We start from the raw sequence: 21,022 nt of genomic DNA on the forward strand, positions 1-21,022 counted from the left end.
CCATGGACGACGAACAGCTTGAAGGGCAAGCCATGCTGCCGCCGGCGCCGCTGCGGGCGCAGAAAGGGCGCGGCGCGGTCAGCAATCTGCAGGGCCGCTACGAAATGCACGGCCGCGAGCAGTTCGATGATGGCTGGGAGCAGGAGGAGGACGGCGAGCCGCGCGTGTGGAAGACGCACGTCACGGACGAGATCGCCAAATCCATCCTCACCCGCAACAGTTCGCCGGACGTGCCCTTCGACGTGTCGCTCAATCCCTACCGGGGCTGCGAGCACGGCTGCATTTACTGCTTTGCGCGGCCCACGCACAGCTACCTGGGCCTGTCGCCGGGCATGGATTTCGAGAGCAAGATCTTCGCCAAGGTGAACGCGCCCGAACTGCTGCGGCAGGAGCTGGCGCGGCCGTCCTATGTGCCCGAGCCGATCGCGCTGGGCGTCAATACGGACGCCTACCAGCCCTGCGAGCGCGGCCTGCGCATCACGCGGCGCGTGCTGGAGGTGCTGCACGAGTGCGGGCATCCGGTGGGGCTGATCACCAAGTCCGCGCTGATCGAGCGCGACATCGACCTGCTGTCCGCCATGGCGGCCAAAGGGCAGGCTTCGGCCGCCATCACCATCACCACGCTGGACCCGGCCATCGCGCGCACGCTGGAGCCGCGCGCGGCCGCCCCGGCGCGGCGCCTGCGCACCATCCGCATGCTGGCCGACGCGGGCATTCCGGTCGGCGTGAGCATTGCGCCGGTCATCCCCTTCGTGACCGAGCCGGACCTGGAACGGGTGATGGAGGCGGCGTTCAAGGCGGGGGCCATGCACGCCAACTACATCGTGCTCAGGCTGCCGTGGGAGGTGAACCCGCTGTTCCAGCAATGGCTGGAGGCGCATTTCCCCGACCGCGCCCAGCGCGTGATGAACCGCGTGCGCGACATGCGCGGCGGCAAGGACTACGAAAGCGACTTCGGCAAGCGCATGAAAGGCGAGGGCGTGTGGGCCGATTTGATACGCCAGCGCGCCGAAAAAGCGATCCGCCGCTTCGGCATGGAAAAGCGCGGCAGCCGCTTCCGCCAGCTCGACGCCAGCCAGTTCAAGCGTCCCCAGGTAGTGCCCCCGGCCGGCGCCAAAGCCAAAGCCGCCGCCGCGGCGGGGCAGATGGATCTGTTCTGAGGCGACAGGGCTGTTGCCGCTGCTGTGAGCACGCCACTCAGGTGCGCGAGGCGATCAGCTCCACCAGGTATTGTTCGATGGCGAAGACGTGGGCGTCGTGCTTGCCCAGCTCGCGCAGGGCCAGGGCCAGGTGGGTGAGGTAGTCGCTATTGGGGCCGCTGGGGCCGGCGGAGCGCGCGATGTGGCGGGCGATTTCTTCTTCGCTCGCTTCGCCCAGGAAGGCTTCGTTGTCTTCCCGCGCCACATAGACCACGCCTTCGGCCGCCTCGCCTTCCACGTCGTCGAACGCCATCTCCACGGCCACCCGCAGGTAGCCGTTTTTCTCCCGGTAATCCAGGTGGCCGAACACTTCCGGTGTAATCAGGTAAGCCATGCCATGGCAGACCGCGCCGGCCTCGGGGATGATGGTGACCACCCGCCCCGGCGCGGCCGGCGTGCCGCGATGGTCGTGCGAACCCTGCCAGAAGCGGCGCGACCAGCCTTCGATATGGGCCGGGCGCCGCTGCAGGTAGGGGAAGTCCGCCTTGTAGATCAGCGAACCGTAGCCGAACACCCACACGCTGGCGTGACCGGTGAAGTCCATCTGCTGGTTGATCGCGATCGTGTTGGCTGACATGGCTGAATTATAGCGAACCGCGCCGTACTGCCCAGCGCTGTAGCGCTATCAGGCCGGGCGCAGTTCGGCAGCCTGCCGCAGTGCGCCCTGGATGGCCTGCGCGCGCAGCTCGGCGCCCAGCGCGATGCCTTCGGCGCGCACCACGTCCACCTGCGCAATGCCCATGATGGAGAACACCGCCTTGAGGTAGGACTCCTGGTGGTCGGCCAGCATTTCGTGCGGCTGGCCGCCGCGCGTCGACACCAGCACCACGCGCTTGCCCGCCGCCAGGCCCACGGTGCGGCCGTCCGCGCCCACGTCATAGGTGCGGCCCTGCTGCAGCACGCGGTCCAGCCAGGCTTTCAGCGTGGACGGCACCGACAGGTTGAACATCGGCGCGCCCAGCACCAGCACGTCGGCCGCCAGGAATTCGGACAGCAGGGACTCGGACAGCAGTGCCTCGGCGCTCAGCTCCGCGTTCATCGGCAGGGCGGTGTTCCATTCGGACCGCATTACTTGCATCAGCGGACCGTTAACATGCGACAGTGGCGAAGCCGACAGGTCGCGGTAGATAACGCAGGCCTGCTCGTTGCCGGCGCGTAGCGCTTCCACGGCGGCGGCGCTCAGCTGCCTGGAAGCGGAGTTGTCGCCCAGGCAAGCTGAGTCGATATGCAAGATATTCATGATGAGCGCAATAAAAAACGAATGCGGGCAGCTTATACCTGCAACAATCATCGCGAAAGAGGCGATAATGCAAATTAGTTTTGCAAAATTAGAATAATCCGGGTGACACAATGGCGGCTGAAAACCTTAACGACATGTATTTGTTCGCTAAAGTTGTCGAACATGGCGGCTACAGCGCGGCGGCGGCCGCTTTGGGCATGCAGGCGTCCCGCCTCAGCAGGCACATTGTAGCGCTGGAAAAGGATTTGGGCGTGCGCCTGCTAAACCGCACCACGCGTCGTATTTCCGTCACAGAAGCGGGCCAAACCTACTATCGCCACTGCGCCGCCGTGGTGGCCGAGGCCCAGGCCGCGCGCGACGCCATCGAGCGCACCCGCTCCACGCCGCAGGGCCTGGTGCGCCTGAGCGCGCCGCTGGGTCTGCTGCAAAACGGCGTGGGATGCATTATTTCCGCCTATCTGGCCGCCAATCCGCTGGTGCGCATCGCCATCGACGCCACCAACCGCCGCGTCGACGTCATCGAAGAAGGCATAGACATCGCGCTGCGCGTGCGCACGCCGCCGCTGGACGACAGCGACCTGGCCGTGCGCGTGCTGGCGCGCTCCGAGCCCATCCTGGTGGCCAGCCCGCGCCTGTTCGCGCACTACCCGCGCCCCACGGATGCGGCCGGGCTGGCGCAGCTGCCCACGCTGGCCATGGCCCACCCCGGCGACAAATTCGTGTGGAACTTTATCAATGTGGCCGGCGCCAGCGTCACCGTCACGCATGCGCCGCGCATGGTGACGGACGATATGCCCACGCTGAAGCTGGCCGCCGTCGACGGCCTCGGCGTGGCGCAGCTGCCGCAGGCCCAAGTGCAAGCCGACCTGGACAGCGGCCTGCTCGAGCGCGTGCTGCCGCAGCTTAATTTCCCTTTCCGCCTGGTGCATGCGGTGTTCCCCTCGCGCCGGGGCCTGGTGCCCGCAGTGCGCGGCCTGCTCGACGAGCTGGTGCTGGGCTACGAAAGCAACAGTTGCCTGGCCTAGTAAAAAATCAGGACTGCGGAATGTTCCACTCGTGCGCCGCCACGAACTGGAACAGGAAGTCGGCAAAGCTCTGCGCGGCGGGCGACAGCGAACGCGCGCTCTTGGTGTAGACAAAGAAGCGCCGCGTCAGCTCCGGCTCGCGCAGCAAGCGCATCTGCAAGCCGTACAGCTTGACCATGGGCTCCGCGTAGGGCAGGCAGGCCGTCACGCCCAGGCCCGCGTTCACCATCGCCAGCGCGGTGGTCATGAAAGTGACTTCGTTGTAGGGATTGAGCGCCACGTCGCGCAGCAGGCGCTCGGTGAACTGGCCCTGCAGCGCGATCAGCGGATGCTCGTTGACATCGCCCCAGGTCACGCTGTCCTTGCCCGCCAGCGGATGCGCCACCGGCAGCACCAGCACGAAGGGCATCTCGAACAGCAGCTGCGCCGCGATTTCTGCCGCCGGATCGCGCTCCGGACCGATGCCGAAATCCACCTCGCCGCTGAACACGCGGCCGGACACGTTCTCCACCGGGCAGTCCACCAGCATCACCTGCACCGACGGGTAGGCCGCGCGGTAGGCGGCGATCACCTCCGGCAGCAGGGTGCAGGCCATCATTTGCGGCGCCGCCACGCGCACCGTGCCTTTTTTCAGCGCCTTGCGGTTGGCAATGTCGGCCATGGCGCCGTCCAGGTCCTGCAGCATCTTGTCGAACAGCGGATACAGTTCGCGTCCCAGTTCGGACAGCTGCGCGCGCCGCGTGTTGCGCTCCACCACCTTCACGCCCAGTACCTGCTCCAGCTCCTTGATCTGGCCGCTCAGCGAGGACTGCGTCAGGTTCAGCAATTCGGCGGCCAGCGTAAAGCTGCCGGTGCGGGCGATGGCGACGAGGGCGCGCATCTGGCGCAGTGTGGGACTCATAGGGAAATCCGATAAATCGATTGAAAAATACCGTTTGTATGATATCTCATTCTGGATTCTAATATCGGCATACTCTTGGAGAGACCACCATGAAAATCAAGCAAATCCACCACGTCGCCTACCGCTGCAAGGACGCCAAGCAAACCGTCGAGTGGTACGTCAAGCACCTGAATATGGACTTCGTGCTGGCCATCGCCGAAGACGAAGTGCCGTCCACCAAGGCGCCGGATCCGTATATGCACGTGTTCCTGGATGCGGGCCACGGCAATGTGCTGGCCTTCTTCGAGCTGCCAACCCAGCCCGCCATGGACCGCGACCACAACACCCCGGCATGGGTGCAGCACCTGGCCATGGAAGTGGACAGCATGGACGAGCTGCTGGAAGCGAAAGAGCGTCTGACGGCCGCCGGCATCGATGTGATCGGCCCGGTCAACCACACCATCTTCAAGTCGATCTACTTCTTCGACCCCAACGGCCACCGCCTGGAGCTGTCCGTCAACACCGGCACGCCGGAAATGATGCGCAAGCTGGACGAAGTCAAATGGGACATGCTGGAAGAATGGTCCAAAACCAAAAAAGCGCCCAAGCACGCCGCCTGGATGCACGCCCCCGCCACCGGAGAATAAGCAATGAAATTAGCCACCCTGAAAAACGGCAGCCGTGACGGAACCCTGGTGGTCGTCAGCCGAGACCTGAAGCACTACGTGAGCGCCGGCGGCGCCGCCCCCACGCTGCAAGCGGCGCTGGACAATTGGGAGTACACCGCGCCGCAGCTGGCCGCGCTGTACGCCGCCCTGAACGAAGGCCGCGCCGCCGATGCGCAGCCTTTCGACGAAAGCGCCTGCCATTCGCCGCTGCCGCGCGCCTACCAGTGGGCCGACGGCTCCGCCTACATCAACCACGTGGAACTGGTGCGCAAGGCGCGCAACGCCGAAGTGCCGGCCTCCTTCTACACCGACCCGCTGATGTACCAGGGCGGCTCGGACAGTTTTGTCGGCCCGCGCGACAGCATCTACGCGCTGAGCGAAGACTGGGGCATCGACCTGGAAGCCGAAGTGGCCGTGATCACCGGCGACGTGAAGATGGGCGCCAGCGACGCCGACGCCGCCGGCGCGATCCGCCTGGTGATGCTGGTAAACGACGTCTCCCTGCGCAACCTGATCCCGAACGAACTGGCCAAGGGCTTCGGCTTCTTCAACTCGAAGCCGGCCAGCGCCTTCTCGCCGGTGGCCGTCACGCCGGACGAACTGGGCGCGCACTGGGCGGACAACAAGCTGCACCTGCCGCTCACCGTGCACCTGAACCAGCAGCCTTTCGGCAAGCCCAACGCGGGCGAAGACATGACCTTCAGCTTCGCCCAGCTGGTGGCGCACGCCGCCAAGACGCGCGAGCTGGCGGCCGGCACCATCATCGGTTCCGGCACCGTGTCCAACAAGCAGGGCAGCCTGCACGGATCGAGCATCGCCAACGGCGGCGTGGGCTACTGCTGCCTGGCCGAAGTGCGCATGTATGAAACCATCGAAGGCGGCAAGCCGGCCACTGGCTTCCTCAAGTTCGGCGACACAGTGCGCATCGAGATGTTCGACGGGCAGGGCGCCAGCGTGTTCGGCGCCATCGACCAGACCGTGGCGCACTACCAGGAGCGGGGCTGATGAAACTTTATACCTACTTCCGCAGCTCGGCCGCCTACCGCGTCCGCATCGCGCTCAACTTGAAGGGGCTGCCCTACGAGGCGGTGCCGGTGCACCTGCTGCGCAACGGCGGCGAGCAGCTGGGAGAGGCTTACCGCGACATCAATCCGGGCGCGCTGCTGCCCGCGCTGGAGGATGAGGGCGCGCTGCTGACGCAGTCGCTGGCCATCGTGGAATACCTGGAGGAGACGCATCCGCAGACGGCCCTGCTGCCGGCCGACGCAGCGGGCCGCGCCCGCGTGCGCGCGCTGGCCATGACCATCGCCTGCGACACGCACCCGCTCAGCAATCTGCGCGTGCTCAGGTATCTGGTGCACACGCTCAAGCTGGACGAAGCGGCCAAGCTGGACTGGATACGGCACTGGATGCGCCTGGGCCTGGCCACCTTCGAAGCGCATCTGGCGCGCGACGGCGCCACCGGCCGCTTCTGCCACGGCGACACGCCCACGCTGGCAGATTGCTGCCTGGTGCCGCAGGTGTTCAATGCGGAGCGGTTCGAAGTGGACCTGGCGCCGTATCCGAATATCGCGCGCATTGCCGCCAATTGCGCCGCACTGCCGGCCTTCCATGCCGCGCACCCGTCGCAGCAGCCGGACGCCGAGTGATGGCGGGTTACGGCTAGCGCCTAACCCGCCCTACGGGCTTACCAGGCCGTCGTTCTTGCGTAGGGCGGGTTAGCGCAGCGTAACCCGCCGCAGCCTGCCGTCACGCGGTCCCCAGCACCACCCGGTCGCGCCCCTCGTTCTTCGCCTGATACAAGGCCTTATCCGCCCGCATCAGCAGGGACGAGGGCGAATCCGGCGCCTCCTGCAAATAAGAGGCAGCCACGCCCACGCTGATGGTCAGTGACACTTCCAGCCCGCCATCAATCTCGATGCGCAACTGCGACACCGTCTCGCGCAGCCGCTCCGCCGCGCCGCCCGCCGTCTCCAGCGATGCTTCCGGCATCAGCAGCACAAACTCCTCCCCGCCGAAGCGAGCCACCAGGTCTATGCTGCGCAGGCCGGCCGATAGCGCGCCCGCCACCGCCACGATGGCCTGGTCGCCCACGTCATGCCCATAGGTGTCGTTGATGCGCTTGAAGTGGTCGATGTCCACCATCAGCAGCGCCAGCGGATGCCGGTAGCGCCGCGCGCGGTCCAGCTCCTTGGCGATCTGCTCCGTCATGCGGCGCCGGTTGGCAATGCCGGTGAGCGGATCGGTGGTGGCCAGCTGTTCCAGCTTGGTGTTGGCCATCAGCAGTTCCAGCGTGCGCTGCAGCACCCGGTCCTCCAGGTTGTTGCGTTCGTCGTTCAGCGCCGCCAGCGCCACGCGCCGCGAGCGCAGCACGCGCACCAGCACCGTGATCAGCGCCGCCTGGATCAGGATCAGCGTTCCGACCAGGATAATCTGCCAGCGGTACAGTTCCCACACACCCATCGGCCGGTTCAGCAGCACCGCGTCCGGCGGCAGCTTGTACAGCTGATGGCGTTCGGCCGCAGGGTAGTCGAAAATATAGCGCTGCACGCCGCCCAGATCGGCCGGCTGTCCATGCAGGATGCGCGCAATGACGCGGCCTATCGCCTCGCCGCTCAGCACATAGCCGCCCAGGATGCCGGGATAGATCAGCGACTCCACATGCGTAAACACCGGCGCCGGCGACACCGCCGCCAGCTTGCGCGCCACCTCCGCCGGCGAGGCGCGGGCGCCGGTGCTGTCGCTGTAGGTCGCGAGCAGCAGGACGGCGGTGTCGTCGCCCAGCATGCCGGCACGGCGGTACAAGTCGGCAAAGCTCTGCCTGTCCCAGTAGTCGAAGGTGATCTGCTTGCTATAGGGGCGCGACGCGGCGCGCACGCCGGCTATCCATTCCTGCACGCGCGGCGTCGGGTCGCCCACCACCACCACGCGCTTCACATTCGGCGCCACCAGCGGAATGGCGCCCACGATGCGCCCGTAGTCCGGCGCCACTTCCAGCGCTTCGCCGTCGCCCGGCCGCCAGTTGCGGCGGCCGTGATTCACGTAGTAGCGCGGCACGCCGGGGAACAAGCCGGGGTGGCTATTCAGGAATCCCGCCGCCAGGTAGTTTTCGGTCACGATGGCGTCCAGCTTCACGCCAGCGTATTTGGTGCGCAGATAGGGCTCCATGCTGTCCAGCGAAGCCTGCTCGCCCACGCGGATAAAGTCGAAGCGCTCCTCGAAAACGTTGGGAGCCTCGCTCCAGCGCCTGCTGGCCATTTCATCGTGCAGGCCCTTGTGCACCAGCCGCTGCCACGCCGACGAGGCTTCCGATCCCAGCGAATACAGCACCAGCACCTTGCGCTGCTCGGCCGCGCGGGCCTGGCCCGCAGCCAGCACCGCCAGCAGGCACAGTGCGCAAGCGGCCAGCAGCCAGCCGGCGCGGCGCAAGAGGGGGCTGAAAAGGGGCGGATGTTCCATAAAACGGCGTTTGTCTGACGAACAAGACAGTTTGACACAAAGTATCTATGGCTGTTGACATTTGTCTCGCGGCGCTGGCTGGCTCCAGCCTAGGCTGCGCGCAATGCGTCCACGATTTTCATGCGCGCGGCGCGCACGGCCGGCAGGAAGCCGCCGATAAAGCCCATCACCAGCGAGAACAGCAAGGTCTTGGCCACAATGGCGGCATTCAGCCGGAAGCCGAACGCCAGTTCGGAGAAGGACTGGAAATTGGTGGTCGAAAAAGACAGGAACTGCATGAATGATGCAAACCCGAGTCCCACCGCGCCGCCGGCCACCGCCAGCAGCATGGACTCGGCCAGGAAGGCGGCCAGGATGTTGCGCCGCTGGTAGCCCAGCGCGCGCAGCGTGCCGATCTCGCCGGTGCGGTTGGCCACGGACGCGTACATGGTGATGGCCGCGCCTATCATGGCGCCGATGGAAAAGATGATGGACAGCGTCAGCCCCAGGATGCTGATGAAGGTGGACAGTGCGCGCGACTGGTCCGAATAGAAGGTCTGCTCGCGCTTGGCCTCCAGCGTCAGGCGCTGGTCCGATTCCATGTCCTGCTTGAAGCGCTCGAACAGCGTGCTGTCCGCCAGCCGCAGCACCATGGATGAATAGCCGTTGCGGCGGAAGGCCTGCATCAGCTGGTCCGCATCGCCCCAGATTTCGGAGTCAAAGCCGCTGTTGCCGGCGTCGAACAGGCCCACCACGGTCCATTCGCGCTGGCCGAAGCGCAGCTTTTCGCCTATGCCCGCGCCGGCGAAGCGCTTGGCGATGCTGGCCCCGGCCACGATCTCGGACGCGCCGAGGCGGAACATGCGGCCCGCGCTCAGCTTCACCTGCGGGCGCAGCACCAGGCCGCGCTGGTCTATGCCGCGTATCACCACGTTGGACGGCTTGTCGGAACCACGTTTGCGCAGCGATATGAGCACCACCGTCTCCTTGGACACCATGCGCTGGCCGTCCGCGCCCAGCGCAATGGCCGGGTGGCTGGAGGCGATGTTGGCCTGCACGCGGTCCACGCCGCTCTGCACTTCGCTTTCCGCCGAGCGGCGTATCAGGATCACGTTGTCGTACTCGCCGGTGGTGACCAGGGTGGTGCGCAGGCCCTCGTCCAGCATCAGCACGGTGGCGAACACGAACACCACCAGCGCCAGCCCGCTGGCGGTGAGCGCCGTGGTCAGGCGCCGCGCCCACAGGTTGCGTGCGATGTAGGAGAGGGGAATGCGCATCAGCCTATGCTCCTCAGTCCCTCGACGATGTTGACGCGCACCGCGCGCAGGGTGGGAGCGATGCCGGCCACCACGCCGATCAACAGCGCCGCCAGCGCCTGCAGCAGCAACGTCAGCGGCGCCACCTGGAACACCGGGAACATGGTGCCCATGGCCGAGCCGATAATGGCCGCCAGCGGGAACAGCAGCGCGATGCCGAGCGCAGCCCCGAACAGCGACAGCAGCAGCGATTCGCCGAAGATCAGCGCCGCCAGGTAGCCGGGGCCGAAGCCCAGTACCTTTAGCGTGGCGTATTCGCCCAGCCGCTCGCGCGCGCTCATGGCCATGGTGTTGGCCATCACCGCCATGATGATGACGATGACCACGAAGGACACCACGCGCACCGCCACCACAATTGCCTCGGACATCGACACAAAGCCGAGCTGGAAGGCCTTCTCGGTCTCGGTCAGCGTCTCCGCCAGCGAGTTGCGGAACTGGCCGTCGATCACGCCGGAGGTGGCGGCGGCGTCTTCCGCGCGGGCGATGCGCACCACGTACACGCCCACCTGGTTGGCGCGGCGCGGGTAGATCTTCTTCAGGCCCTCGTTCACATAGTCCCAGTGGAAGAACATGGTGGCGGTGTTGGTCGAGTCCTGTTTGCCGTCATAGATGCCGCGCACCACGAACTCCCACTGGCCGGGATAGATGGTGCCCTTGATGGGAATGGTGTCGCCCACCTTGAAGCCGTACTGGTTCGCCAGCTTGCGGCCCACGATGGCGCCTTTGCGGTCGCGCAGGAAGGCGGCGCGCTCGTCTTCCGGCAGCAGGTAGTCGGGATAGATGTCCAGGTAGCTCTGGCCGGAAATGGCGAACTGCGCGAAGAAGTTTTTCGGATCCTTGTACACGCCGCCGAACCAGCTCGCGTAGCCCACGCCGGTCACGCCCTCCACGGCGCGGATGCGGGCCTGGTAGGCCAGCGGCAGCGGGAACACCAGCGAGGTGGCGTTGCGCGTGACGAGGGTGGTGTTGGAGGCGCCCTCGGCGCCCGCATACCACGCGTCCACCACGGTTTGCAGCAGGCCGAAGGATAGCGTGGCCACCACCAGGCCGAGCACCGTCAGCGCCGTGCGCAGCTTGTGGCGCAGGGCGTTCTTGGAGATCAGCTTGAGCAGATACATGCCGCAGCCTCAGGCCGGCGCGGAAATCAGTTCACCTTTTTCAAGGTGGATCAGCGTGCGCGCCTGCGCCGCCGCGTGCGCGTCGTGCGTGACCATGATGATGGTCTTGCCCAGCTCCCGGTTCAGCTGCTGCAGCAGCGCCAGCACCTCGGTGGCGGACTGGCGGTCCAGGTCCCCGGTAGGTTCGTCGGCCACGATGATGGTGGGATCGGTGACGATGGCGCGCGCAATGGCCACGCGCTGCTGCTGGCCGCCGGACAGTTCGTTGGGCGTGTGGTCCATGCGGTCGGACAGGCCGACCATGGCCAGCGTCAGCTCCACACGCTCGCGCCGCTCGCGGCGGGACAGCGCCGTCAGCAGCAGCGGCAGCTCCACGTTCTCGAAGGCGGACAGCACCGGCATCAGGTTGTAGAACTGGAAGATGAAGCCCACATTGGCGGCCCGCCAGTGCGCCAGGCCGGTTTCGGACATGGACGCAATGTCAAGGCCGTCCACCTGCAGGACGCCGGAGTCCGGCTTGTCGATGCCGGCGATGAGGTTCAGCAGGGTGCTCTTGCCCGAGCCGGAAGGCCCCATCAGCGCGGTGAAGTCTCCGGCCTGGATATCCAGCGTGATGTCGGTCAGCACCGGCACCACCTGGCCGCCGCGCTGGTAGGATTTCACGAGGTGCTCGATCCGCACCAGGGGCGCATCGCCGGGCGCCGTCATTTCTTCGCCACCGACACCGGCTGGCCGTCGTGCAGCTTGGCGTCCGGATTCGCCACCACCTTGTCGCCCGGTTTCACGCCACCCACCTCCACCAGCTCGCCCACCTTGCGGCCGCTGGATACGGCCACCTGCCGCAGCTTGCCGTCCGCCACCACGAACACCACGGCCTTGCCCTCGCGCGTGGCGATGGCGGAGGGCTGCACTGCCGTCACCGCCGCCTTGTCCCCGGCCGTCACGGGCTTGGACAGGAAGGCCACCTTGGCGCTCATGTCCGGGAGCACCCGGGGATCGTGGTCGATAAAGCGCACCTTTACCAGCAAGGTTGCCTTGCTGCGGTCCACGGTCGGCACCATGCGCGACACCACGCCCGCCAGGCGCAGTTCGGGGAAGGCGTCGAGCTGGATCTCGGCCGGCTGGTCCACCTTGATCCTGGACAGGCTGGACTCGGACACGTCCGCTTCCACCTCCAGCGTATCCATATCGGCGATGGTCACCACCGCGCCCTTGCTGTCGGCGGCGGAGGAGAAGGGCGTGATGTTGTCGCCCACGTTCGCGCTCTTGGTCAGGATCACGCCGTCGAAGGGGGCGCGGATCACGGTCTGGTCCAGCGCCACCTGCGCCGACTGCGCGCTGGCCTGCGCGGCGGCGATGCCCGCGCGCTGCGCCGAGATGGCCGCCTTGGCCTTGTTGTAGCGCGCCTGCGCGCTGTCGTAGCTGGCCGCCGCGATGAATTTCTGCGCCAGCAGCTCGCTGGCGCGCTTGAGCGCCTGCTGCGCATCGAGCAGCTCGGCCTGGCCCTGTTCCAGATTGGCCTGCGCCACCTTGATATTGGCCTGCGCCTGGCCCAGCGTGGCGCTCACGTCGCGGTTCTCCAGCCGCGCAATGACCTCGTCCTTCTTCACGCGCGAGCCCTCCAGCACGCCCAGCCACTCCAGCCGCCCGGTGGCCTTGGACGACAGCGCCGCCTTGCGCTGCGCCACCACATAGCCGGTGGCGTTGAGCAGGGTGTAATTCTGCGATGGGTAGGCCTGCGACACGGTCACTGTCTCGACCTCCGCCTTGCCGCCGCCCTGGCGGCTGATGAACACGGCCGCCGCCGCCAATGCCAGCACGGCCAGCCCGATCTCGAGCCACTTGCGCCTGCGCGAGCGCTGGCCCGGCACTTGCGCTTTCGCGTTGCGTTCGATTTTCAGCTTGGAGAGATCGGGAGACTGTGGCAAGGCGCACCTCGGCAGGGATTGATCGGGGTCACTCGGCGATTATTTTGTATGCAGAATGCGGTTCAGGTCTTCAGGATGCACAGGCTTCACCAGGTGCCCGCTGAAGCCGGCGGCGGCGGCGCGCGGCGCATCGTTCGGCTGGCCGTAGCCGGTGAGCGCCACCAGGCGCTTGGCGGCCAGCATGCCCCGGCAGCGCAGCTCGGCCGCCAGTTCGTAGCCGTCCATGCCGGGCAGGCCGATGTCGAGGATGGCGATGTCGGGCTGGATGGTGTCGGCCAGCTTGAGGGCGCTGGCCGGGTCGGGCAGGGCGTACACTTCGTGCCCCTCCAGCTCCAGCAGCCCGCGCAGCGAGGCCAGCATGTCCGCATTGTCGTCCACCAGCAGCACGCGCTTGCCGGCCCTGCCTGGCTTGTCCGGCGCGGCGGCGGTGCTCGCCGCAGTGGCGGACAGTGGCACGCGCAGCTCGAACTCGCTGCCTTTTCCCTGGCCTTCGCTGTGCGCGGTGATGGCGCCGCCGTGCAGCGCCAGCAGGCTGCGCACGATGGCCAGGCCCAGTCCGAGGCCCCCGCGCGAGCGGTCCAGCGCCTGGCGCTCCTGCACAAACTTGTCGAACAGCTGCGGCAGCATGTCGGCCGAGATGCCGATGCCGTTGTCACTGATGCGTATCACCGCCTCGCCGTGTTCGGCGCGCGCCGCCACTTCGATGCGGCCGCCCCGGTTGGTGTATTTGGCGGCGTTGCTCAGCAAGTTGGACAGCACCTGCGAGAAGCGCACCGGGTCGGCGTCGATCGCCAGGCCTTCGGCCGGCATGTCCACCACCAGCTGGTGGCGCCGTTCCTCGATCAGCGGGCTGGCCGTTTCCAGCGCCTGCGCCATCAGCTGGCTCAGTTCCACGCGTTCCGGGCGCAGCGCGATCTTGCCCTGCGTGATGCGGGCCACGTCCAGCAGGTCGTCCACCAGCCGCACCAGGTGCCGGGCCTGGCGTTCGATGACGGCCAGTTCCTTGTCCGCGCCCGGCACGCCTTTCATGCGCATCAGCTCCAGCGCCACCAGGATGGGCGAGAGCGGGTTGCGTAGCTCGTGGCCCAGCATGGCCAGGAATTCGTCCTTGGCGCGGTTGGCCACTTCGGCCGCGCGCCGCGCGCGCGCCAGCTCGGTCACTTCGAATGCCACCACGGCCACGCGGTCGATGGCGCCGCTGTCGTCGCGCATGGGCTGGTACACATAGTCGAAGTAGCATTCCTGCGTCTCTCCTTCCTCGCCGCGCGCCAGCATGACGCGGCGCGCGCTGCCCAGCCAGGGTTGGCCGGTGTCCAGCACGTGCTGCAGCTCTTCGAAAATGCCCTGGCCCTGCAGCTCGGGCAGCGCTTCGCGCAGCGGCAGGCCGAGCACGTCGCGCCGGCGTATCATGTCGGCGTAGCGCTCGTTCAGCAGTTCGAAGCGCAGCTGCGGGCCCTCCAGAATGGCGATGGCCACCGGGGCCTGGCTGAAGACGGCGGCCATGCGCGCGGCGTTGGCGCGCTCCGCCTGGCGCAGGCGGCCGCGCATGATCTGCGCCTCCACCCGGGTCAGCAGTTCGTTGGCGGAGAAGGGCTTGACCAGGTAGTCGTCCGCGCCGGCGTTCAGGCCTTCGATGCGCGCTTCCTCGCCGGCCCGCGCGGACAGCAGCAGCACCGGCGTGCCGCGCAGCGCGGCGTCGGCGCGCAGGGCCGACAGCAGGCCGAAGCCGTCGAGCGCCGGCATCATCACGTCGGACACGATGAGTTCCGGCTGGCGGATGCGCGCGGCGCGCAGCGCCTGTTCGCCGTCCGCCACGGCCTGCACCTGCCAGCGCTGGCCGAGCAGGCGGCTTATGTAGGCGCGCATGTCGGCGTTGTCGTCCGCCACCAGCACATAGCCGCCGGCGGCGGAGAGCGGCGCAGCGGCGGATGCGGAGGCGGGGATGTGGACCGGCTGCTCGCCGGCGGGCAGCCAGTGCTCCGCTTCGGCGGTGTAGCTGCGCAGCGTGGTGCTGCTGGCGCCGGCGCCTGCCGGCGGGGCGCCAAGCTGCTCGTCGCGCAAATGGCGGCGGCCGAGCGGGATGGCGACAGTGAAGGTGCTGCCCTGTCCGGGCGTGCTGTCCACGGCAATGGCGCCGTGGTGCAGGTCCACCAAGTCGCGCACCAGCGCCAGGCCGATGCCGGTGCCTTCATGCGAACGCGAGCGCGCGCCTTCCACGCGCCGGAAGCGCTCGAAGATATGGCCCAGGTGTTCGGGCGCGATGCCCACGCCGCTGTCGCCCACCCTGAGCACGGCATCTCCGTCCACCTGTTCCAGCGCGACGGAGATGCCGCCCTGGAAGGTGAACTTGAAGGCGTTCGACAGCAGGTTGAGGACGATTTTCTCCCACAGCGAGGTGTCCACATAAGCGGGCGCGGACAGCGGCGCGCAGCGCACGTCCAGCGCCAGTCCCGCGCTTTCGACGATCGAGCGGAAGCCGCTGGCCAGGTCGCGCGTGAGGGCGGACAGGTCTACCTCGGCGTAGGACGCCTGCATGCGCCCGGCCTGCACGCGGGAGAAGTCCAGCAGGGTGTTCACCAGGCGCTGCAGCCGCAGCGCATTGCGGTGCGCCAGCGCCAAGCCCTCGCGCTGCGCCGGCGGCAGGCCGGCGTCCTGCGCCAGTGCCTCTTCCAGCGGCGCCAGCATCAGCGTGAGCGGGGTGCGGAATTCGTGGCTGACGTTGGAGAAGAAGGCGGTCTTGGCCTGGTCCAGTTCGGCCAGCATGTCGGCGCGCTGGCGCTGCGCCTCGGCGCCCATGGCGTTCTGCACGGCGGCCGCCACCTGGCCCGCCACCAGTTCGAAGAAGGTGCTGTACTCGGCGTCCAGCTTGCAGGCAGGGCTCACGCCCATCACCAGCACGCCGGCCGGCCGCTCCTGCCCGGGCATGGACAGCGGCAGCGCCAGCGCCTGCGTGATGCGCTGGCCGGCCATGCCCAGCGGCAGGGCGGCCATGCCGTCCACGTCCAGCGCCACGCCGCTGCCGCTGGCGAGCACCTGCTGCACCGGCCAGCGCCCTGGCGTGTCGCCGGAAGGCAAATGGGCGGATTGCTGCAGGACGGCGTTGCCGGCCGCGTCCGCCAGGTAGAGCGCGGCGAAGGGAATGTCGTGCGGGTTGCGGGCGATGGTCTGGACCGCTTTCTCGCAGGCGCTGGCCACGCCGTTTTCGCGCAGCGCGGATGCCGACAAGGCCGACAGCGAGGCCAGGCGGCGCGTGTTCAGGTTCTTGGGCGTGGCGTCGGTGGAGGGACAGAACAGGCCGCCCACGCCACCTGACTCGTCCACGATGGGGCTGTAGGAAAACGAGTACCAGGTTTCTTCCAGCCAGCTGCCCCGGTTCAGGAACAGCTGCACGTCGTCGACGAAGGTGGCTTCGGCGTTGCGGAACACCTTGTCGGCCAGCGGGCCGCAAAAGTCCCAGATCTCGGCCCACACTTCGCGCGCCGGGCGGCCCAGCGCGTGCGGATGCTTGGCCAGGCTCAGCACGCTGATGTAGGCGTCGTTGTAGAGGAACGTGGCGTCCGGCCCCCAGCCTATCCACATGGGGTGGCTGGAATTGAGCATCAGGCTGACGGCGGTGCGCAGGCTTTGCGGCCAGGCGTGCAGGTCGCCCAGCGGGGTTGCGGTCCAGTCGGCGGCGGCGATGCGCGCGCCCATTTCACCGGGCGCGGCAAGAAAGCTGAGGCTGCCGGCGCGGTTGTTGCGCGCAGGTGGCAAACATGCCTGGATCGACTCGGCCACTGGTTCTCCTGGAGAGATGGATTGATCTTGTCAGTATATCCATTTTTCCTGCCGTGGAGCGCCCGCTCACTGCCGCAACGCCCTGCGCGCCGCCTCCACGATGGCCGTACTCAGCCGCTCCAGCTTGGGCGACTGCACGCGCCAGGTGTGCCAGTGCAGCGCGATGTCGCTGTGTTTTCCCGGCGCCAGGTCGAGCAGGGCGCCGCTGGCCAGGCGTTCGCCGATCTGCTGCTCGGCCACCATGCCGTAGCCCAGGCTCAGGTCTATGCAGCGCAGAAAGCTTTCGTTGGCCGGGATGAAGTGACAGGGGTGGCTGAACGGCGTGAGGCCGAATTCGCGCAGCATGAAGTTTGACTGCAGCAAGTCCTTGCGGTCGAACACCATCATGGGGGCGGCCAGCGCGGCCTGGCGGTTCAGCCCGTCCGGGAGCCAGCGCGCGGCGAAGGCGGGCGTGGCCATCATGCGGTAGCGCATCACGCCCAGCGGCTGGGCCACGCAGCCGCGCATGGGCTGCGGCTCGGTGGAGATGGCCGCCAGCGCCTGGCCGCGCTCCATCAGTGTGTAAGTGTGGTCCTGGTCGTCCAGCGACAGGTCGAGCAGGATGTTTTCCGCGATCAGGAAGGGCGCCAGGCCGGGCAGCAGCCAGGTGCCCAGGGTGTCGTTGTTGACGGCCAGCGAGACGCTCAGCGGGCGGGCGTCGTCTTCCTCCATGCCGGACAGGAATTCTTCCTCCAGCAATTTGCTGCGGCGCAAGTACTGCACCAGGCGCTGGCCGGCACTGGTGGGGCGGCAAGGGCGGCTGCGTATCAGCAGCGGCGTGCCCAGCGCCACTTCCATGGCGCTGACGCGCTGCGACACGGCCGAGGCCGTAACGTGCAGCAGCGCGGCGGCCTGTTCAAAGCTGCCGGTGGCTACGATGGCGAGCAGGGCTTCGGCCTGGCGGGCGTCGGGCAGCATGGCGGTCTCCGGATTAGGAATTCTTAACTATCGTGAAGAATATTAATCCAGCTTCATCTTGGCCGGCAAGCGCCGCAAAATGGCCGCTTCCCCACTCATCAGCGAGCTTGCCATGTTTACTCCCCACGTATTCCTCAACGGCCTGGGCCTGGGCGCCAGCCTGATCATGGCCATCGGCGCCCAGAACGCCCATGTATTGCGGGTGGGCGTGCGCCGCCAGCACGTGGCGGTGACGGTGCTCGCCTGCATCGTCATTGACGTGGCGCTGATTGCCGCCGGCGTGGCCGGCATGGGCGCGCTGATCCAGGGCTCGCCGCTGCTGATGGGGCTGGCGCGCTGGGGCGGGGCGGCCTTCCTGGTGTGGTACGGGCTGCGCAGCTGGGCCTCCATGCTGCGCGCGGACGCGCTGGATACCCAGTGCGGCACCGTGCCGCCCAGCCTGCAGCGCGCGCTGGTGAGCGTGCTGGCGCTGTCCCTGCTCAATCCCCATGTCTATCTGGACACGCTGGTGCTGCTCGGCTCGCTGGGTGGCAATTATCCGGCCCACCAGCGCGCCAGTTTCGCGGTCGGCGCCATGACCGCGTCGCTGCTGTGGTTTACCGCGCTGGGCTTCGGCGCCAGCCGCCTGTCCGGGGTCTTCCAGCGGCCGCTGGTATGGAAGGGCATAGAGGGGCTGACCGGCGCCATCATGCTGGCGCTGGCGGGCGGACTCGTATTCGGGTGAGCGCAAGCGAGGAATGCCGGGGTCGGGTAAAATCTTGCCCCATGCCTAAGAAAACCCGCTGCCAGGCAAGCTTCTGGCGGGGTGCCTGACAAAATTGGTCAAGTTTGGTATACTTGACTAAATCATTCAACTAATCGGTGTTTCGGCTAGTTGAGATCGCGTGAAACAAGCGCGATATTTTAACCGAACCGAGGTTGTGATGCGTCTGACCACCAAAGGCCGTTTTGCAGTGACTGCGATGATCGATCTGGCTTTGCGCCAAGGCAAAGGCCCGGTCACGCTGTCCGGCATTTCGCAGCGCCAGGCCATTTCGCTGTCTTACCTGGAGCAGCTGTTCGGCAAGCTGCGCCGCCACGAGATTGTTGAATCGATACGCGGTCCCGGCGGTGGCTACAGCCTGGCCCGCCGCGCCGATAAAGTGACGGTGGCCGATATCATCATCGCCGTCGACGAGCCGCTGGACGCCACCCAGTGCGGCGGCAAAGAGAATTGCCACGGGGCGGACGCCGCCACCGGCGCGCGCTGCATGACCCATGAGCTGTGGGCCACGCTGAATGAAAAAATGGTCGATTACCTGGACTCCGTATCGCTGCAGGATCTGGTCGATCAACAGAGACAAAAACACGCCGAGCAGGCCGTGGTGGTGATGCACCGCAACGCCGCTGTCGGCTAACAAAGATACGCAGATACGCTGATTGGAGTAATAGATGAACGCCCCAGAAAAAAACGTCGCCCAGGTAGCCCCGGTGGAATTCAAGACCGCCCCGCACTTCCCGATCTACATGGACTACTCGGCCACCACGCCGATCGACCCGCGCGTGGCCGACATGATGATCCCCTACCTGCGCGAGCAGTTCGGCAATCCCGCCTCCCGCAGCCATATGTACGGCTGGACCGCTGAAAAAGCGGTGGAAGAGGCGCGCGGCCACGTGGCTGCCCTGGTGAATGCCGATCCGCGCGAAATCATCTGGACCTCCGGCGCCACCGAGTCGAACAACCTGGCCATCAAGGGCGCGGCGCAGTTCTACAAGACCAAGGGCAAGCACATCATCACCGTCAAGACCGAGCACAAGGCGGTGCTGGACACGGTGCGCGAACTGGAGCGCGTGGGCTTCGAAGCCACCTACCTGGAACCGCAGGACAACGGCCTGATCACCATCGCCCAGCTGGAAGCGGCGATCCGTCCGGACACCATCCTGGTCTCGGTCATGCTGGTCAATAACGAAATCGGCGTGATCCAGCCCATCGACGAAATCGGCGCGCTGTGCCGCTCGAAAGGCATCATCTTCCACTGCGACGCCGCGCAAGCGACCGGCAAGGTGGTGATCGACCTGCAAAAGACCAAGGTCGACCTGATGACCTTCACCGCCCACAAGACCTACGGCCCGAAAGGCATCGGCGCGCTGTACGTTTGCCGCAAGCCGCGCGTGCGCATCGAAGCGCAGATGCACGGCGGCGGCCACGAGCGCGGCCTGCGCTCCGGCACCCTGCCTACCCACCAGATCGTCGGCATGGGCGAAGCCTTCCGCCTGGCGAAAGTGGAAATGGACAGCGAAATCTCCCGCATCAAAGCGCTGCGCGACCGCCTGGCCGCCGGCCTGCAGGAAATCGAAGAAACCTACATCAACGGCGACATGGAACACCGTGTGCCGCACAACCTGAACGTGAGCTTCAACTACGTCGAAGGCGAATCGCTGATCATGGCAGTGAAGGACCTGGCGGTATCGTCCGGTTCGGCCTGCACCTCGGCCTCGCTGGAGCCATCCTACGTGCTGCGCGCCCTGGGCCGCAGCGACGAACTGGCGCACAGCTCCATCCGTTTCACCATCGGCCGTTTCACCACCGAGAAGGACATCGACTTCGCGGTCGAGCTGATGAAGTCCAAGGTCGGCAAGCTGCGCGAACTGTCGCCGCTGTGGGACATGTTCAAAGAAGGCATCGATATCAGCTCGATCCAATGGGCAGCGCACTAATTTAAAGATTACAGGAGCATCAAAATGGCTTACTCGGAAAAAGTGTTGGACCACTACGAAAATCCACGCAACGTCGGCGCCTTTGAAAAGGGCGACGAATCGGTTGGCACCGGCATGGTCGGCGCGCCGGCCTGCGGCGACGTGATGAAGCTGCAAATCAAGGTTGGCGCCGACGGCCTGATCGAAGATGCAAAGTTCAAGACCTACGGCTGCGGCTCGGCGATCGCCTCGTCGTCGCTGGTGACCGAATGGGTCAAGGGCAAAACCCTGGACGAAGCGCTGGCCATCAAGAACACCGCCATCGCCGAAGAACTGGCGCTGCCACCGGTGAAAATCCACTGCTCCATCCTGGCTGAAGACGCCATCAAGGCGGCAGTTGAAGACTACAAGGCCAAACACTCGGCACAAGCGGCTTAAACGCCGGAGGACAGCATGGCAATTACCCTGACCGAAAAAGCGGCCAAGCATATCAACCGTTACATCGAACGCCGCGGCAAAGGCCTGGGCCTGCGCTTCGGCGTGCGCACCACGGGCTGCTCCGGTCTGGCCTACAAGCTGGAATATGTGGACGAAGTGGCGGACGAGGACAGCGTGTTCGAGTCGCACGGCGTGAAGGTGTTCGTCGATCCGAAAAGCCTGCCTTACATCGACGGCACCGAGCTGGACTTCGCGCGCGAAGGCCTGAACGAAGGCTTCAAGTTCAACAACCCGAACGAAAAAGACGCCTGCGGCTGCGGCGAAAGCTTCCGTATTTAAATCCGCAGTTCTCTTAGTAATGC

General features: G+C 66.5%; 20 protein-coding genes. 10 read left to right on the forward strand and 10 right to left on the reverse strand.

Features of this window, described 5'->3' with window-relative positions:
* Nucleotides 1-2: 2 nt before the first annotated feature.
* The gene (locus tag KT882_RS10665; protein ID WP_228895682.1) at nt 3-1,160 is read left to right on the forward strand and encodes a PA0069 family radical SAM protein; all 1,158 of its coding nucleotides are present in this window, start codon (nt 3-5) and stop codon (nt 1,158-1,160) included.
* Between the two features lie 37 nt (nt 1,161-1,197).
* Here KT882_RS10665 and KT882_RS10670 read toward each other — a convergent pair whose 3' ends face one another.
* Both KT882_RS10670 and KT882_RS10675 read right to left on the reverse strand, forming a co-directional pair.
* Complete coding sequence (locus tag KT882_RS10670; RefSeq protein WP_228895685.1) at nt 1,198-1,776, reverse strand: gamma-glutamylcyclotransferase; 579 nt, start codon at nt 1,774-1,776, stop codon at nt 1,198-1,200.
* A 48-nt stretch (nt 1,777-1,824) separates the two neighbouring features.
* Nucleotides 1,825-2,439 carry an FMN-dependent NADH-azoreductase gene (locus tag KT882_RS10675; protein ID WP_161072005.1) on the reverse strand — a complete coding sequence of 205 codons (615 nt, stop codon included), beginning with the start codon at nt 2,437-2,439 and terminating at the stop codon, nt 1,825-1,827.
* Nucleotides 2,440-2,573: 134 nt separating this feature from the next.
* Here KT882_RS10675 and KT882_RS10680 point away from each other — a divergent pair, with 134 nt between their 5' ends.
* On the forward strand, nt 2,574-3,464 hold the full coding sequence (locus KT882_RS10680) for a LysR family transcriptional regulator (protein ID WP_321170364.1): 891 nt from the start codon (nt 2,574-2,576) through the stop codon (nt 3,462-3,464).
* A gap of 7 nt (nt 3,465-3,471) precedes the next feature.
* Here KT882_RS10680 and KT882_RS10685 read toward each other — a convergent pair whose 3' ends face one another.
* Nucleotides 3,472-4,365, reverse strand: a complete 894-nt coding sequence (locus KT882_RS10685) for a LysR family transcriptional regulator (protein ID WP_161072003.1) — start codon at nt 4,363-4,365, stop codon at nt 3,472-3,474.
* Nucleotides 4,366-4,454: 89 nt separating this feature from the next.
* On the opposite strand from KT882_RS10685, the gene KT882_RS10690 reads away from it, so the two are divergent.
* From KT882_RS10690 to maiA, 3 genes are read left to right on the forward strand one after another with little or no spacing between them, the layout of a single operon-like run.
* A complete protein-coding gene (locus tag KT882_RS10690; protein ID WP_161072002.1) occupies nt 4,455-4,991 on the forward strand; it encodes a VOC family protein in 537 nt (178 codons plus the stop codon).
* A gap of 3 nt (nt 4,992-4,994) precedes the next feature.
* A complete protein-coding gene (locus tag KT882_RS10695) occupies nt 4,995-6,017 on the forward strand; it encodes a fumarylacetoacetate hydrolase family protein (protein WP_161072001.1) in 1,023 nt (340 codons plus the stop codon).
* Entirely contained in the window at nt 6,017-6,661 is a 645-nt protein-coding gene (gene maiA, locus KT882_RS10700) for a maleylacetoacetate isomerase (protein ID WP_161072000.1), read from the forward strand. The genes KT882_RS10695 and maiA overlap by 1 nt, the downstream gene beginning before the upstream one ends.
* Before the next feature lie 100 nt (nt 6,662-6,761).
* Here maiA and KT882_RS10705 read toward each other — a convergent pair whose 3' ends face one another.
* From KT882_RS10705 to argP, 7 genes are all read right to left on the reverse strand, one after another.
* The gene (locus KT882_RS10705; RefSeq protein WP_228895687.1) at nt 6,762-8,471 is read right to left on the reverse strand and encodes a diguanylate cyclase; all 1,710 of its coding nucleotides are present in this window, start codon (nt 8,469-8,471) and stop codon (nt 6,762-6,764) included.
* Between the two features lie 89 nt (nt 8,472-8,560).
* Nucleotides 8,561-9,727: an ABC transporter permease gene (locus tag KT882_RS10710; protein WP_228895689.1), complete on the reverse strand. Its 1,167-nt coding sequence runs from the start codon at nt 9,725-9,727 to the stop codon at nt 8,561-8,563.
* Nucleotides 9,727-10,884, reverse strand: coding sequence for an ABC transporter permease (locus KT882_RS10715; RefSeq protein WP_161071998.1), 1,158 nt, complete (start codon nt 10,882-10,884; stop codon nt 9,727-9,729). The genes KT882_RS10710 and KT882_RS10715 overlap by 1 nt, the downstream gene beginning before the upstream one ends.
* 9 nt (nt 10,885-10,893) lie before the next feature.
* Nucleotides 10,894-11,592: an ABC transporter ATP-binding protein gene (locus KT882_RS10720; RefSeq protein WP_161071997.1), complete on the reverse strand. Its 699-nt coding sequence runs from the start codon at nt 11,590-11,592 to the stop codon at nt 10,894-10,896.
* Entirely contained in the window at nt 11,589-12,812 is a 1,224-nt protein-coding gene (locus tag KT882_RS10725) for an efflux RND transporter periplasmic adaptor subunit (protein WP_228895690.1), read from the reverse strand. The genes KT882_RS10720 and KT882_RS10725 overlap by 4 nt, the downstream gene beginning before the upstream one ends.
* Before the next feature lie 39 nt (nt 12,813-12,851).
* Nucleotides 12,852-16,589, reverse strand: coding sequence for an ATP-binding protein (locus KT882_RS10730; protein ID WP_228895692.1), 3,738 nt, complete (start codon nt 16,587-16,589; stop codon nt 12,852-12,854).
* A gap of 66 nt (nt 16,590-16,655) precedes the next feature.
* Nucleotides 16,656-17,546, reverse strand: coding sequence for an HTH-type transcriptional regulator ArgP (gene argP, locus KT882_RS10735; protein ID WP_228895694.1), 891 nt, complete (start codon nt 17,544-17,546; stop codon nt 16,656-16,658).
* Between the two features lie 112 nt (nt 17,547-17,658).
* On the opposite strand from argP, the gene KT882_RS10740 reads away from it, so the two are divergent.
* From KT882_RS10740 to iscA, 5 genes are all read left to right on the forward strand, one after another.
* Nucleotides 17,659-18,270, forward strand: coding sequence for a LysE/ArgO family amino acid transporter (locus KT882_RS10740; protein ID WP_228895696.1), 612 nt, complete (start codon nt 17,659-17,661; stop codon nt 18,268-18,270).
* Between the two features lie 199 nt (nt 18,271-18,469).
* Nucleotides 18,470-18,943 carry a Fe-S cluster assembly transcriptional regulator IscR gene (iscR, locus tag KT882_RS10745; RefSeq protein WP_056405225.1) on the forward strand — a complete coding sequence of 158 codons (474 nt, stop codon included), beginning with the start codon at nt 18,470-18,472 and terminating at the stop codon, nt 18,941-18,943.
* 34 nt (nt 18,944-18,977) lie between these two features.
* Nucleotides 18,978-20,243, forward strand: a complete 1,266-nt coding sequence (locus KT882_RS10750) for an IscS subfamily cysteine desulfurase (RefSeq protein ID WP_161071994.1) — start codon at nt 18,978-18,980, stop codon at nt 20,241-20,243.
* Nucleotides 20,244-20,267: 24 nt separating this feature from the next.
* Nucleotides 20,268-20,660, forward strand: a complete 393-nt coding sequence (gene iscU, locus KT882_RS10755) for a Fe-S cluster assembly scaffold IscU (protein ID WP_161071993.1) — start codon at nt 20,268-20,270, stop codon at nt 20,658-20,660.
* 15 nt (nt 20,661-20,675) lie between these two features.
* The gene (iscA, locus tag KT882_RS10760) at nt 20,676-20,999 is read left to right on the forward strand and encodes an iron-sulfur cluster assembly protein IscA (RefSeq protein WP_161071992.1); all 324 of its coding nucleotides are present in this window, start codon (nt 20,676-20,678) and stop codon (nt 20,997-20,999) included.
* The last annotated feature ends 23 nt before the right edge of the window (nt 21,000-21,022 follow it).

Origin of the sequence: Pseudoduganella aquatica (assembly GCF_020865585.1) — a bacterium.
Taxonomy (GTDB): domain Bacteria; phylum Pseudomonadota; class Gammaproteobacteria; order Burkholderiales; family Burkholderiaceae_D; genus Rugamonas; species Rugamonas aquatica_A.

Excerpts from the sequence above, each read along its gene's own strand:
- KT882_RS10665 (WP_228895682.1), top strand. The coding sequence starts at position 3 with ATGGACGACGAACAGCTTGAAGGGCAAGCCATGCTGCCGCCGGCGCCG.
- KT882_RS10670 (WP_228895685.1), bottom strand. The coding sequence starts at position 1,776 with ATGTCAGCCAACACGATCGCGATCAACCAGCAGATGGACTTCACCGGT.
- KT882_RS10675 (WP_161072005.1), bottom strand. The coding sequence starts at position 2,439 with ATGAATATCTTGCATATCGACTCAGCTTGCCTGGGCGACAACTCCGCT.
- KT882_RS10680 (WP_321170364.1), top strand. The coding sequence starts at position 2,574 with ATGTATTTGTTCGCTAAAGTTGTCGAACATGGCGGCTACAGCGCGGCG.
- KT882_RS10685 (WP_161072003.1), bottom strand. The coding sequence starts at position 4,365 with ATGAGTCCCACACTGCGCCAGATGCGCGCCCTCGTCGCCATCGCCCGC.
- KT882_RS10690 (WP_161072002.1), top strand. The coding sequence starts at position 4,455 with ATGAAAATCAAGCAAATCCACCACGTCGCCTACCGCTGCAAGGACGCC.
- KT882_RS10695 (WP_161072001.1), top strand. The coding sequence starts at position 4,995 with ATGAAATTAGCCACCCTGAAAAACGGCAGCCGTGACGGAACCCTGGTG.
- maiA (WP_161072000.1), top strand. The coding sequence starts at position 6,017 with ATGAAACTTTATACCTACTTCCGCAGCTCGGCCGCCTACCGCGTCCGC.
- KT882_RS10705 (WP_228895687.1), bottom strand. The coding sequence starts at position 8,471 with ATGGAACATCCGCCCCTTTTCAGCCCCCTCTTGCGCCGCGCCGGCTGG.
- KT882_RS10710 (WP_228895689.1), bottom strand. The coding sequence starts at position 9,727 with ATGCGCATTCCCCTCTCCTACATCGCACGCAACCTGTGGGCGCGGCGC.
- KT882_RS10715 (WP_161071998.1), bottom strand. The coding sequence starts at position 10,884 with ATGTATCTGCTCAAGCTGATCTCCAAGAACGCCCTGCGCCACAAGCTG.
- KT882_RS10720 (WP_161071997.1), bottom strand. The coding sequence starts at position 11,592 with ATGACGGCGCCCGGCGATGCGCCCCTGGTGCGGATCGAGCACCTCGTG.
- argP (WP_228895694.1), bottom strand. The coding sequence starts at position 17,546 with ATGCTGCCCGACGCCCGCCAGGCCGAAGCCCTGCTCGCCATCGTAGCC.
- KT882_RS10740 (WP_228895696.1), top strand. The coding sequence starts at position 17,659 with ATGTTTACTCCCCACGTATTCCTCAACGGCCTGGGCCTGGGCGCCAGC.
- iscR (WP_056405225.1), top strand. The coding sequence starts at position 18,470 with ATGCGTCTGACCACCAAAGGCCGTTTTGCAGTGACTGCGATGATCGAT.
- KT882_RS10750 (WP_161071994.1), top strand. The coding sequence starts at position 18,978 with ATGAACGCCCCAGAAAAAAACGTCGCCCAGGTAGCCCCGGTGGAATTC.
- iscU (WP_161071993.1), top strand. The coding sequence starts at position 20,268 with ATGGCTTACTCGGAAAAAGTGTTGGACCACTACGAAAATCCACGCAAC.
- iscA (WP_161071992.1), top strand. The coding sequence starts at position 20,676 with ATGGCAATTACCCTGACCGAAAAAGCGGCCAAGCATATCAACCGTTAC.